This is a genomic window from Sagittula sp. MA-2 (assembly GCF_030126985.1).
Lineage (GTDB): Bacteria > Pseudomonadota > Alphaproteobacteria > Rhodobacterales > Rhodobacteraceae > Sagittula.
Map to the genome: position 1 here is coordinate 1,986,717 of NZ_CP126145.1, position 12,393 is coordinate 1,999,109.

The following is a 12,393-nucleotide window of genomic DNA, read 5'->3' on the forward strand; positions in this document are numbered from 1 at the left end:
TAACGAAAAACATTGCTGCGCAACGGTTTGGCGGCGCTGATTCGCGCAAAAGATTAACAACCGGCCGGGAATCGGGGTCCAATCGGCCGGTTCGTCCCTTAACGCGCCTCTCGATTCATGAAGATCCGTTAACCCGTTGTGGCACATCCGTTTTCGCACCACAGCATGTCGTATGCCCGTGCGGCGTACGCTCCGTTACCCCTCCGCGCGCGCCGTTCATCCCTCGGGGGTGCCCATGTGGCAGGTTAACGGCGTACGATGGGGGCGCTTCCGCCCTTGAACCCGCCTGACATTGCGTCATCTTGGATCGGAACTGCCGCCACGGAGACCGCCATGATCCGCGTCCTTGCCGCCCTTCTCGCCAGCCTTCTGTGGCTTTCCACCGCCGCCGCCCACGAGGTCCGGCCCGCCATCGGCGACCTGACCACCGAAGGGTCCGACCTGTCGCTGGTGCTGCGCCTGTCGGCGGAACCGCTTCTGGCGGGCGTCGACCTCGAAGGCGTGGAGGACACCAATGCAACCGATGGCGCAGAGGAGGTCGATACCCTCCGCGCACTCTCTCCCGACGACCTGAAGGCCCGCATCGAGAGCGAGGAACAGGCCATCCTCGGGCCCGTCACCGTGACCACGCAGGACGGCACGGAGGTGCCGCTCACGCTCGGCAACGTCGAGGTCGACGACGAACCCAACATCGACCTTCCGCGCGAGAGCCGCTTGTTCCTGAACGGAAATCTGCCCGCGGGCGCGCAGGCGATCACCGTCTCCTGGCCTTCGCAATACGGCACGCTGATCCTGCGGCAGATGGACGTCGAGGACGGTTATACCGGCTACCTGTCCGGCGGCCCGTCCGAGCCGATCACCCTTGCCGGCGGCGACGCCATGGGGCCGCTCGCCACCTTCGCCAGCTACATCCCGGTGGGGTTCGAACACATCCTTCCCATGGGCCTCGACCACATCCTCTTCGTACTGGGGCTGTTCTTCCTCTCCACCCGGCTCAGCCCGCTGCTCTGGCAGATCTCCGCCTTCACGCTGGCGCACACCGTGACGCTGGCGCTCGGCGCGCTGGGGTACGTGTCCATCCCCGGCAGCATCGTGGAACCGATCATCGCCGCCTCCATCGTCTACGTCGCGGTGGAGAACATCGTCTCCGACAAGCTGCACCGCTGGCGGCCGCTGGTGATCTTCATCTTCGGCCTGCTGCACGGGCTTGGCTTCGCGTCGGTCCTGCAAGAGTTCGGACTGCCGGAAAACCAGTTCATTCCGGCACTTATCGGCTTCAACGTCGGCGTGGAGTTCGGCCAGCTCACGGTCATCGCCATCGCCTTCCTGCTGGTGGTCCTGGCCCAGAGAACCGACCGCCTGAAGGCCGACCAGCGCATGGCGCAGGTGGTCTACGGCGTGCTGGCCATCGTATTCGTGGCGGCGGGCTACCTGCTGAACGGCCCGGGCTTCACCGCCGCGATGGGGGCAGGGGCGCCGGTCTTCCTATGGCCGCTGGCGGCGCTTTCGGTGGCCTGCCTGATCTCGGCACATTTCGTGGATCACCTCGACGCCTACCGCCGCTACGTGGCCACGCCCGCCTCCGTCGCCATCGCCTGCGTCGGCGCCTACTGGTTCGTGGAGCGGGTTTTCCTTTGATGGCGCTGGCCGACTAAGACAGGAAATTCAAAGGTTTGGGTCGCGTTCTTGCGCGGCCCCTCGCAATTCCGAACGATCCACTTGCCTGTCGCGATCTTCCGCGCGAAACCCCACTTGCCACGGGTCACGCCACCGTTGATCCGCAGCTCAGGAAGGGCCGCATGGCGCCATGTCCGCATCGCCGCCCGTTATGGGCTTGCCACGGCGTACAAACCTCTGTAATGGCCCCCTCACGAACCCGCAGGCGGGGGCGGGCCTTATGGGGGAGACATCCCCATAGGTCCACCGGTTGGCCCGGAATGATCCGGACAAATCCCCCGCCGAGGCTAAACCGGAAAGGATAGAAGGCATGGCTCTTCCCGAGTTCAACATGCGTCAGCTGCTTGAAGCTGGCGTTCACTTCGGCCACCAGACGCAGCGCTGGAACCCCCGCATGGGCGAGTTCATCTACGGTGCGCGCAACGGCATCCACATCATGGACCTGACGCAGACCGTCCCGATGCTGGACCAGGCTCTGCAGGCCATCCGTGACTGCGTCGCCAAGGGCGGCCGCGTTCTCTTCGTCGGCACCAAGCGTCAGGCGGCACAGCCGATCGCCGAAGCGGCCGAGAAGTGCGCACAGTACTACATGAACCACCGCTGGCTCGGTGGCACGTTGACCAACTGGCAGACCGTGTCGCAGTCGATCAACCGCCTGCGTTCCATCGACGAGCAGATGGAATCCGGTGCAGAGGGCCTCACCAAGAAAGAGCGCCTGAACATGGAACGCGACCAGGCGAAGCTGCAGGCCTCGCTGGGCGGCATCCGTGAGATGGGCGGCGTGCCGGACATGCTGTTCGTCATCGACGTCAAGAAAGAGCAGCTGGCCGTGGCCGAAGCCAACAAGCTGGGCATCCCGGTTGTCGCGGTTGTCGACACCAACTGCTCGCCCGACGGCGTGGACTACATCATCCCGGGCAACGACGACGCGGCACGCGCCATCGCGCTCTACTGCGACCTCGCATCCCGCGCGGCCCTGGACGGCATGACCGGCCAGATGGAAGCGGCAGGCGTCGATCTCGGCGCGCTCGAGGAAGCCCCGGCAGAAGAGCTGCTGGCCGGCACCGACGGCAACTGAGCCGGTCCGGGCGGGCTGTCGCAAAAGCAATACCTGCCCGTGACATGAGGTTCGCGATCCGGCGCGGGGCAGGGAACTGCCATGCGCCGGTTTGAAGGGGCCACCGTGCCCCACCAAGATGACATGAGGAGAGCCAAGCGATGGCGATCACTGCTGCACAGGTGAAAGAACTGCGCGAAATGACCGGCGCAGGCATGATGGATGCGAAGAAGGCCCTGGTCGAGAACGACGGCAACATGGATGCCGCGGTCGACTGGCTGCGCACCAAGGGTCTGGCGAAAGCCGCCAAGAAGTCCGGCCGCACCGCCGCCGAAGGCCTCGTGGCCGTGAAGGTCGAAGGCGGCCAGGGCGTCGCCGTCGAGGTCAACTCGGAAACCGACTTCGTCGCCAAGAACGCCGAGTTCCAGTCGATGGTGGCCGGCATTGCCGGTGCCGCGCTGAACGTCGACTCCGTCGAGGCGCTGGCCGATGCACAGCTCAACGGCAAGCCGGTGTCGGAGAACATCACCGACGCGGTTGCCAAGATCGGCGAGAACATGACCCTGCGCCGGATGGCCAAGATCTCGGGCGAGACCGTGTCCACCTACGTGCACAACGCGGCGGCTGACGGCATGGGCCAGATCGGCGTGCTGGTTGCGCTGACCGGCGGTTCCGACGAGTTCGGCAAGCAGGTCGCGATGCACATCGCCGCCACCAACCCGGCGGCCCTGAACGAGTCCGAACTGGACCCGGCCATCGTCGAGAAAGAGCGCCAGGTGCAGATCGACATCGCCCGCGAATCCGGCAAGCCGGAGCAGGTGATCGAGAAGATGATCGAAGGCCGGATGAAGAAGTTCCTCGCCGAGATCACGCTGGTCGGTCAGCCCTTCGCGCTGAACCCCGATGTGACCGTCGCGCAGGCCGCGAAAGAGGCAGGTGCAGAGATCACCGGCTTCATCCGCATGCAGGTCGGCGAAGGCATCGAGAAGAAGGAAGAGGATTTCGCAGCCGAAGTGGCGAAGGCCGCTCAGGGCTGAGGTCCCATTCCGGACAGGCGCCGTCTTTGCAGGCGGCGCCCCTGGACGACAGCAACAAATAGCGCCGGTCCCAAGACGGGACCGGCGCTTTCGTTATTGCAAATGGACAAAAGGGCGGGGCCCCCGGTGAGACATTGGGGATGAGACCGGGGACCCCGTTTGGGATGCCGGCCAACGGGGCGGAAATTTCCCCGCTGGACCAGCGCCGGTTTGCACCGGAAGATCGACAGGGCCCGGAAATACGCGGGGTGCCGCTCCTTTGCTCCATGGCTAAAGCCACCACTCACGGAACGTGGATACCCTCGCAATTTACCCATGGTAAAGAAAGTCGGGATTTCCTGACCAACAGGTAAAAACGGAAAATTAACGATTTCGCAGCCGCCGATTTCAGGTTTTGAAATCGAGTTTTAAGAAGACCTGCAGGAAGCGCGTGCAAGCGAAAGCGATTTGCCCGTTTCCGCGTCATGTTGATGCAGCAACGAAGGGTGGCTCAATTAGAGCGTGGAATCACGCCTCTATTATGTACATCTGGTTGTGAAACGCTGCTTTTGCGACCGCCTGCGCGGTGGTTTCCACGTTCAGGGTTTCGCGTGCCAGGCGGAGGTGCTTTTCGATCGTCGCCTGCGTCAGGCCCATGATCTGCGCGATGTCCTGCATGGTCTTGCCGTCACCGACCCATTCCAAGGCCTCGCGCTGGCGCGGGGTAAGTGTCTGATTATGCAAAGGAACGGGCAGGGTGAGGATCTTGAGATGCACGAGGTTGTTCAAGAGGATGATGTCCGGGCCGTGTTCCGCCCAGACGGCATCCGCGTCGTCCTGCGTCATCTCGGCCCGCGCCGTCAGGGAAATCGCGCCCTTTGCGCGGCTAGACACGGATTTGAAGCTGATCGTGTAGCCAGCCTGAACCTTGTGCGCGACGTTGAAGGCCACGACTCTCTGTGCCTTCTCCGAGAGCGCACCGGTGGTGATCTGCTCGGCCAGGACGCGCCAGGAACAATGGCCTTCGTTCTCCAGCGCCCAGCGGACCATGGGTGCATCGCGGTACAGGCCGCCTTCGACAAAACCCTTGCGATAGGCCGGCAAGTGGTTGCTCAGAATGACGAAATCGTTCGGATCGCCCATCGAGTTCGGCGTCAGGAAGCGGGTGAACCCGTAGATAAGACGGTCGAATCCGTAGGCTTCCATCAGGTTGCAGTGTTCCGCCCAGAGGACTTCGACACGGTCGACATTGGTTAGTTCGATCAGCTTGTCTCGTAAGTCCGGCGTCACGGATCAGCCCTCCAGATGGCCCAACAGGGCGTCGATTGCCAGAGTATAACCCTTGGCGCCAAAGCCCGCTATGACCCCGATTGCGACAGGGCTGATGTAGGAATGATGGCGGAAGGCCTCGCGCGCATGCACGTTGGACAGGTGCAGCTCGATCGTCGGCATCTGCGTGCCCTTGATCGCATCCATCAGTGCCACGGACGTGTGCGTGTAGGCGCCAGCGTTGAGGATGATCCCGGCATGCACACCGCGCGCCTCATGGATCCAGGTCACGAGCTGGCCCTCGAAGTTCGACTGCAGGCAGGTCACCGAGACGCCCTTGGTCGCGCCGTGGGTGCGGCACATCTCCTCGACATCCGAAAGTGTGGTCGATCCGTAGATCTCGGGTTGACGTGTGCCAAGCAGGTTCAGGTTCGGGCCATTCAGCACGAGGATAGAGGTCATGTCGGACTCCGGTATTGAGGTGCGCGAGTTAACGACTGGTCAACCGGGTTGTCCAGCCTTGAGCGCGTGTTCGACAGGTTATCTAGGGTTGTGGTTCTTAGGCAGGGTTAAGAAAATTCGGCCGGATGCGATACCAGACGATGCAGCGGATCAGTGGTTCACCACATCAAATTTACACATAATACAGATTATCAGATTAAAGTGTCGGGTTTGGAACGGTCCCTGTCTGGTTTCATGCACCGCCCAATCCCGCTGATAAAGACATGCAGAACAAGACGGCTCTGTCAGGCCCGGAAGCGACCCTCCTTACACTTGTCGCTGTGTTGGCACGAATTCCCAAGGTCGTTGCCAAAACAGGTCGCTCATCGGTGTTGGACCAGAAACCGGCACCTCGGTGTGACCGCGCTGGGGCTTCGCTTTTTGGACGCAATACTCGGGACTTGCTGTCCAATGCTCCAAAGCTTGGTGAAGCTCACGTTTGCCATCGGCACCAGATCGAAGGCGCTGGTGTCGGCATTCACTAAACCGGCGGCGGCGACTGACCTTACAGTCGCACGCCGCCTCTTATGTCAGTAGAACGCCTGCAGGCCTGTCTGCGCCCGGCCGAGAATCAGCGCGTGCACGTCATGTGTGCCCTCGTAGGTGTTCACCGTCTCGAGGTTCATCATGTGGCGGATCACCTGGAACTCGGCAGAGATGCCGTTGCCGCCGTGCATGTCGCGGGCCATCCGGGCGATGTCCAGCGCCTTGCCGCAATTGTTGCGCTTGAGGATGGAGATCATCTCGGGCGCGCCGCGGGCCTCGTCCATCAGCCGTCCGACGCGCAGGCAGCCTTGCAGGCCGAATGCGATCTCCGTCTGCATGTCCGCCAGTTTCTTCTGGAAAAGCTGGGTGCCCGCGATGGGCTTGTCGAACTGCTTGCGGTCGAGACCATAGGCACGGGCCGCGTGCCAGCAGGCTTCTGCCGCGCCCAGAACGCCCCAGCTGATGCCATAGCGTGCACGGTTCAGGCACCCGAACGGCCCCTTCAGCCCCTGCACATTCGGCAGCAACGCGTCTTCCCCGACCTCCACGTTGTCCAGCACCACCTCGCCGGTGACGGAGGCGCGCAGGCTCAGCTTGTTCTCGATCTTCGGCGCAGAGAGGCCCTTGGCGCCCTTCTCCAGCACAAAGCCGCGGATCTTGCCGTCATGCGCCTCGGACTTCGCCCAGATCACGAAGACATCCGCGATGGGGCTGTTGGAGATCCACATCTTGGAGCCGTTCAGCCGGTAGCCGCCGTCGGTCTTGACCGCACGCGTCTTCATGCCGCCGGGGTCGGAGCCCGCGTCAGGCTCCGTCAGGCCAAAGCAGCCGATCCATTCGCCGGTGGCCAGTTTCGGCAGGTACTTCCGGCGCTGCTCTTCCGAGCCGTAGGCGTAGATCGGGTACATCACCAGGGACGACTGCACCGACATCATCGAGCGGTAGCCGGAATCGACGCGTTCGATCTCGCGCGCCACAAGGCCATAGGACACGTAGGACGACCCCAGGCCGCCGTATTCCTCGGGCACCGTGATGCCAAGCAGACCCATGCCGCCCATCTCGGCAAAGATGTCGGGCGCGACGGTCTCCTCAAGGAATGCCTTGGTCACCCGCGGTGCGAGCTTCTCGGCGGCGAAGGCGCGCGCGCCCTCGGCCAGCATGCGTTCCTCTTCCGACAACTGGTCCGTCAGCCGGAAGGGATCCTCCCAGTCGAACGCCCCGAGATCGGGGGCATCCTTGGCCTTCAGCGCTGGTTTCACATCCTTCATTTCGTTCATGGTCCCCTCCGGAATTTGGGCAAATCATACGCGTTCCGGCGGAGGCTGAAACCCCTGTCTGTCAGGATTTGATCAAACGCGTTGACCGTATCGTCGCGGCGGAAGAAATCGGCTTGCATCAGGTGCATCATGGCTCCCCTTGCGCCGCGCGGACGAACCCGCCAAAAGGCGGCCATGACGCGCGACCCGGATATCCTTTGCATCGGCTCCGTCCTCTGGGACGTGATCGGCCGCGCCAACCTGCACATGACGGTCGGGTCCGACGTACCGGGGCGCATCACCCGCATACCCGGCGGCGTTGCGCTGAACATCGCCATGACGCTCGCGCGGTTCGGCCTTCGCCCGGCGCTCCTGTCCTCGGTTGGACGTGATAGCCAAGGTGACGAACTGCTGGCCGAGTGCCGCGCGCTGGGGCTGGACACCGAACACGTCTACCTGTCCGAAGACCTGCCGACGGACCGCTATATGGCGATCGAAGGCGTGAACGGGCTGATCGCTGCCATCGCGGATGCGCATTCGCTGGAAGCCGCGGGGAAGAAGATTCTGCGGCCGCTCATCGACGGGCCGCTCGGGACTGCCGACGCGCCCTACCCCGGCGCCATTGCGCTCGACGGCAACCTGACCGAGTCGCTGCTGTCCGAGATCGCCGGTGCACCGGCCTTTGCCTCCGCCGACCTGCGGATCGCACCCGCCAGCCCCGGCAAGGCGCTGCGGCTGATGCCCTTCCTGCGCGCCGGTCGGGGAACGCTTTACGTAAACCTCGAAGAGGCCGGCCTGCTGTGCCAGCGGACCTTCACCAACGCACCCGATGCCGCCGCGGCGCTTCTGGCGCGCGGAGCGTCCCGCGCCATCGTCACGCATGGCGGAGAGACATGCGCTGACGGTACGTCCGACGGCGTGATCCGCGCCTGCCCGCCCAAGGTCCTCGTGACGCGGATCACCGGTGCCGGCGACACATTCATGGCCGCCCATATCGCGGCAGAGCGCGCCGGAGAAGACCGGCCAACCGCCCTGTCGCACGCCCTCAAGGCGGCTGCCGCCTACGTATCCGGAGACATGCCCTCATGATTACCCTTTCGCCCGAAGTTCAGGCCGCAAAGGACGCCAAGGCGCCGCTGGTTGCACTTGAATCGACCATTATCACGCACGGAATGCCCTATCCGCAGAACCTCGAAACCGCTCGCCGGGTCGAGGCCGAGGTCCGCAATGCAGGTGCCGTTCCCGCCACCATCGCGATCCTCGACGGCCGGATCCATGTGGGGCTGACCGACGAACAACTGGAAAGCCTGGCGCAGGCAAAGAACGTGGCAAAGCTGTCGCGCGCCGATCTGGCCGCCTGCCTTGCCAGCGGCGGCACCGGGGCGACCACGGTTGCGGCGACGATGATCGCCGCCAACCGGGCAGGCATCGACGTCTTCGCAACGGGCGGTATAGGCGGCGTGCACAAGGGCGCCGAGGAAAGCTTCGACATCTCCGCCGACCTTCAGGAACTGGCGCAGACGCCGGTGACGGTGGTGGCAGCGGGCGCAAAGGCGATCCTCGACCTGCCCAAGACGCTGGAAGTGCTGGAAACGCTGGGCGTGCCGGTGATCGCGGTCGGCCAGGACCAGTTGCCGGCTTTCTGGTCGCGCAATTCCGGCATGAAGGCCCCGCTGCGGATCGACACTGCAGAGGGCATCGCCCGGGCCCACAAGATGCGCCGGGACCTCGGTATTCCGGGCGGACAGCTCGTCGCCAACCCGATCCCTGTCGGTGACGAGATCGCGGCCGACACGCTGGCGCCGATCATCGCCCGCGCGACGCAAGACGCGGCAAAGCACGGAATCACCGGCAAGGCGGTTACACCTTACCTGCTGCAGCGGATTTTCGAACTGACGGAAGGTCGCTCGCTGCAAGCCAATATCGCCCTTGTCCTCAATAATGCCCGACTTGCAGCGGGCATCGCCCAGGAACTCGGCAGAATAGCCTGACTTTTCATCCCAACGCACGGCGCCCCATTGTGGCGCCGCGGCGGAGTGCATACTTTCGTCGGAAACCTTTTCAGACGGACGTCAATGAACATGCCTTTCGAACCAGAGCCGAAGAAACGCGGACGCCTCCTGGCGAACCTTCGGAACTCTTTCCTGACGGGCATCGTCGTGATCGCGCCCGTTGGCCTGACCGTCTGGCTGATCTGGACCGTCGTGGGCTGGGTCGACGGCGTGGTCTGGCCTTTCGTGCCCGACCGCCTGCAGCCCAACGCCCTGCTCAACCGCTGGATGGTCGATGCCTCCGGTGACCCGCGCATCCCGTGGCTGTTCGAGTTCCTCGACAGCAACAACGACGGGATACTTGAGGTCAACGTCCGTGGTCTGGGCGTGGTCGTCTTCCTGCTGTTCACCATCATCGTCGGCTGGATCGCCAAGGGGCTGATCGGCCGCTCGATGATTAACTTCGCCGAAAGCCTCGTGGACCGCACGCCGGTCGTCCGGTCGATCTATTCCGGCATCAAGCAACTGGCCGAGACGGTCTTTGCGCAGTCCGAACGCAGTTTCGAGAAGGCCTGCCTGATCGAATACCCGCGCAAGGGGATCTGGGCCATCGGCTTCATCTCGACCGATGCCAAGGGCGAGATCGCGCGCCGGACCCCAACATCCGCCGGGCTGACTTCCGTCTTCGTGCCGACCACGCCGAACCCGACGTCGGGCTTCCTGCTGTTCTTCCCCGTCGAGGACGTCATCGAACTGGACATGACCATCGAGGACGCCGCCAAGCTGGTGATCTCGGCAGGGCTGGTCTACCCCAACGGGCAGGAGGCCAAGCAGGCTGTGGAGGAATGGGCGAAGGCGTCCTGAGGACGCCTCACTCGAACATCGCCCGCAGGTCCGCCGTCTGGCGTTTGCCGACATCGTCGATGTGATCCGCGAGGAAGGCACCGGCCGCGCGACGCCCCGCCTCCTTCAACTGCACCAGCAGCGAGGGCACGGCCACAGTCTTGGTCGCGACGGACAGCGCATTCATCAGCGCATCGTCCGAGATCATGTGCACCCGCACATCCTTCATCGTGCCCGGCGCCAGCACCCCCGACGCCAGCAGACGCTGGACGAAGTCGATGGCCCGGAGTTCGCGCAGCAGCGACGAGTTGAAGCTGATCTCATTGATCCGGTTCTGGATCTCGGGCGGCGTCACCGGCACCTTCTCCCGCACCAGCGGGTTGATGTTGATGACCACGATGTCGTCTGGCAGCGCCGCCTTGAAGAACGGAAAGAGCGCCGGGTTGCCGGTATAGCCGCCGTCCCAGAACGCCTCGGACACACCGGTCTCCGGGTCGTCCATCTCAACCGCCTGGTACATCGTCGGCAGGCAGGCGGAGGCGAGGATGGCATTGGAGTCGATCCTGTCGCCTTCGAAGATGCGGATCTTGCCTGTGCGGACCAGCGTGGCGCAGACGAAGAATTCCGGCGACGCGTCGGCGCAGACCGAGTCGAAGTCGAGCCGCGCAACGATCGCCGCCAGCGGATTGCGGTAGAGCGGCCCCCAGGAGTAGGGCGACATCATCCGGCTGACGGTGTCCCCCACCATGTAGGGCAAGGAATACTCGATGGTCTTGGACACATGCCCGGGATCCGGAAACCAGGACGAAAACCAGTCGGGCAACATGGTGGTGTCGAGTGCGCCGACCTCTCCCCAAACCCAGTCGAGGTTGGCGCGCGCCATCTCCGCGCCGCCGACGACCATCCCGGCCTTAAGTGCCGCACCGTTCAGGGCGCCGGCGGAGGTGCCGGACACGCCAGCGATCTCCAGCTCCGGCTCTTCCAGCAGCCGGTCGAGCACGCCCCAGGTGAAGGCACCGTGGGCCCCGCCGCCCTGCAGGGCAACATTGATCCGTTTCTTCATGGAAATAGCCGTTCCCCAATATCTGTGCAGTCGCTTCGAAAACACGTCGCCGGGCCGGCGCAATGGCGTCCGGCCCGGCAGGCCGGATGGCTCAGAGCGCCGTCCAGCCGCCGTCGACGGAAATCGTCGTGCCGGTGATCTGGCTCGCCGCGTCCGAGCAAAGGAACACGGCGGTGCCGCCCAGTTGCTCGACCGTGGCGAATTCCTTCGACGGCTGGCGTTCGAGCATGACCTTCTCGATCACCTCGTCGCGGCCCATATCGTACTTCTTCATGGTGTCGGGGATCTGCGCCTCGACCAGCGGGGTCAGCACGTAGCCCGGGCAGATCGCATTGGCGGTGATCGGCTCTTTCGCGGTCTCCAGCGCCACGACCTTGGTCATGCCGACGATGCCGTGCTTGGCGGCCACGTAGGCGCTCTTGTAGGGCGATGCGGTCAACCCGTGAGCGGAGGCGATGTTGACCACCCTGCCCCAGCCCGCCTTGCGCATCAGCGGCAGTGCTGCAGCGGTCGTGTGATAGGCCGAGGACAGGTTGATCGCGATGATCGCGTCCCACTTGTCCACCGGGAACTCGTCGATGGGGGCGACGTGCTGGATGCCGGCGTTGTTCACCAGGATGTCGCAGGCACCGGCCTTCTCGATCAGGGCGCGGCACTCGTCCCCCTTCGACATGTCGGCCTTGATGTAGCGGACCTCGACGCCGTGCTTGTCCGCGATCTCCTTCGCGAGGGCGTGGTCCTCGTCGCGGTCCGTGAAGGAGTTGATGACCACGTTTGCGCCGGCCTTCGCCATCTCGTGCGCGATGCCGAGCCCGATGCCGGAATTGGAACCTGTGATCACCGCCGTCTTGCCCTTGAGGGTCATGTGTCTGTCTCCGTGCGAGTTCATGCTGTCCTGCAGCATCCTAATCCTCGCGGGCTGAAGCGACAGGGGCAATCCGTCCCGGACGGCAAGATTTTCCGAAGCGACCCTGCGCCGGACCGGCAGAACCGGCTGGAAGATGCCGGTGGCACCGGACCCTTGAAGGTCGGCATTGACCGGAGTCCACGGGCATTCTACGGCACACCATCGTTCGATCCGCGCTTCGGGATCGTGCTGCAGGTTTCCGTATCGTCAGACAGGTCAGAGCCACCCGGTCAATGGACAGAAAAAAACCCCGGCCGAAGCCGGGGTTCAGTCATTGAGGCAGGTTTCATACAGGCAAGAAACCTATCGAGCAGTGCCCCCTGTATA

At 63.9% G+C, this 12,393-nt stretch carries 11 protein-coding genes; 6 read left to right on the forward strand and 5 right to left on the reverse strand.

Going from position 1 to position 12,393, the window contains the following annotated elements; all coding sequences use genetic code 11:
* The first annotated feature begins 333 nt into the window (after positions 1 to 333).
* The 3 genes from QNI11_RS09870 (at position 334) to tsf (ending at position 3,771) form a co-directional block, all read left to right on the forward strand.
* Positions 334 to 1,638: a HupE/UreJ family protein gene (locus QNI11_RS09870; protein WP_283983271.1), complete on the forward strand. Its 1,305-nt coding sequence runs from the start codon at positions 334 to 336 to the stop codon at positions 1,636 to 1,638.
* A gap of 349 nt (positions 1,639 to 1,987) precedes the next feature.
* On the forward strand, positions 1,988 to 2,755 hold the full coding sequence (gene rpsB / locus QNI11_RS09875) for a 30S ribosomal protein S2 (protein ID WP_100930629.1): 768 nt from the start codon (positions 1,988 to 1,990) through the stop codon (positions 2,753 to 2,755).
* A 140-nt stretch (positions 2,756 to 2,895) separates the two neighbouring features.
* Complete coding sequence (tsf, locus tag QNI11_RS09880) at positions 2,896 to 3,771, forward strand: translation elongation factor Ts (protein WP_100930628.1); 876 nt, start codon at positions 2,896 to 2,898, stop codon at positions 3,769 to 3,771.
* Between the two features lie 507 nt (positions 3,772 to 4,278).
* Here the strand turns inward: tsf and QNI11_RS09885 are convergent.
* The 3 genes from QNI11_RS09885 to QNI11_RS09895 form a co-directional block, all read right to left on the reverse strand.
* On the reverse strand, positions 4,279 to 5,040 hold the full coding sequence (locus QNI11_RS09885) for a LuxR family transcriptional regulator (RefSeq protein ID WP_283983272.1): 762 nt from the start codon (positions 5,038 to 5,040) through the stop codon (positions 4,279 to 4,281).
* Positions 5,041 to 5,043: 3 nt separating this feature from the next.
* Positions 5,044 to 5,481: a type II 3-dehydroquinate dehydratase gene (gene aroQ, locus QNI11_RS09890; protein ID WP_283983273.1), complete on the reverse strand. Its 438-nt coding sequence runs from the start codon at positions 5,479 to 5,481 to the stop codon at positions 5,044 to 5,046.
* Between the two features lie 569 nt (positions 5,482 to 6,050).
* The gene (locus tag QNI11_RS09895; RefSeq protein WP_283983493.1) at positions 6,051 to 7,274 is read right to left on the reverse strand and encodes an acyl-CoA dehydrogenase; all 1,224 of its coding nucleotides are present in this window, start codon (positions 7,272 to 7,274) and stop codon (positions 6,051 to 6,053) included.
* A 183-nt stretch (positions 7,275 to 7,457) separates the two neighbouring features.
* Between QNI11_RS09895 and QNI11_RS09900 the strand changes: the two genes are divergently transcribed.
* From QNI11_RS09900 to QNI11_RS09910, 3 genes are all read left to right on the forward strand, one after another.
* On the forward strand, positions 7,458 to 8,351 hold the full coding sequence (locus QNI11_RS09900) for a PfkB family carbohydrate kinase (protein WP_283983274.1): 894 nt from the start codon (positions 7,458 to 7,460) through the stop codon (positions 8,349 to 8,351).
* Positions 8,348 to 9,253, forward strand: coding sequence for a pseudouridine-5'-phosphate glycosidase (locus tag QNI11_RS09905; RefSeq protein ID WP_283983275.1), 906 nt, complete (start codon positions 8,348 to 8,350; stop codon positions 9,251 to 9,253). Before QNI11_RS09900 ends, QNI11_RS09905 begins: the two co-directional genes overlap by 4 nt.
* Positions 9,254 to 9,337: 84 nt before the next feature.
* Complete coding sequence (locus tag QNI11_RS09910; RefSeq protein WP_283983276.1) at positions 9,338 to 10,117, forward strand: DUF502 domain-containing protein; 780 nt, start codon at positions 9,338 to 9,340, stop codon at positions 10,115 to 10,117.
* 7 nt (positions 10,118 to 10,124) lie between these two features.
* Here QNI11_RS09910 and QNI11_RS09915 read toward each other — a convergent pair whose 3' ends face one another.
* Positions 10,125 to 11,159, reverse strand: a complete 1,035-nt coding sequence (locus tag QNI11_RS09915) for a patatin-like phospholipase family protein (RefSeq protein ID WP_283983277.1) — start codon at positions 11,157 to 11,159, stop codon at positions 10,125 to 10,127.
* A 91-nt stretch (positions 11,160 to 11,250) separates the two neighbouring features.
* Entirely contained in the window at positions 11,251 to 12,024 is a 774-nt protein-coding gene (locus tag QNI11_RS09920; RefSeq protein ID WP_100931070.1) for a 3-hydroxybutyrate dehydrogenase, read from the reverse strand.
* Positions 12,025 to 12,393: the final 369 nt, after the last annotated feature.

What these genes read in the sequence shown, in the direction of transcription:
- QNI11_RS09870 (WP_283983271.1), top strand. Translation starts at nt 334, where the DNA reads ATGATCCGCGTCCTTGCCGCCCTTCTCGCCAGCCTTCTGTGGCTTTCC.
- rpsB (WP_100930629.1), top strand. Translation starts at nt 1,988, where the DNA reads ATGGCTCTTCCCGAGTTCAACATGCGTCAGCTGCTTGAAGCTGGCGTT.
- tsf (WP_100930628.1), top strand. Translation starts at nt 2,896, where the DNA reads ATGGCGATCACTGCTGCACAGGTGAAAGAACTGCGCGAAATGACCGGC.
- aroQ (WP_283983273.1), bottom strand. Translation starts at nt 5,481, where the DNA reads ATGACCTCTATCCTCGTGCTGAATGGCCCGAACCTGAACCTGCTTGGC.
- QNI11_RS09895 (WP_283983493.1), bottom strand. Translation starts at nt 7,274, where the DNA reads ATGAAGGATGTGAAACCAGCGCTGAAGGCCAAGGATGCCCCCGATCTC.
- QNI11_RS09900 (WP_283983274.1), top strand. Translation starts at nt 7,458, where the DNA reads ATGACGCGCGACCCGGATATCCTTTGCATCGGCTCCGTCCTCTGGGAC.
- QNI11_RS09905 (WP_283983275.1), top strand. Translation starts at nt 8,348, where the DNA reads ATGATTACCCTTTCGCCCGAAGTTCAGGCCGCAAAGGACGCCAAGGCG.
- QNI11_RS09910 (WP_283983276.1), top strand. Translation starts at nt 9,338, where the DNA reads ATGAACATGCCTTTCGAACCAGAGCCGAAGAAACGCGGACGCCTCCTG.
- QNI11_RS09915 (WP_283983277.1), bottom strand. Translation starts at nt 11,159, where the DNA reads ATGAAGAAACGGATCAATGTTGCCCTGCAGGGCGGCGGGGCCCACGGT.
- QNI11_RS09920 (WP_100931070.1), bottom strand. Translation starts at nt 12,024, where the DNA reads ATGACCCTCAAGGGCAAGACGGCGGTGATCACAGGTTCCAATTCCGGC.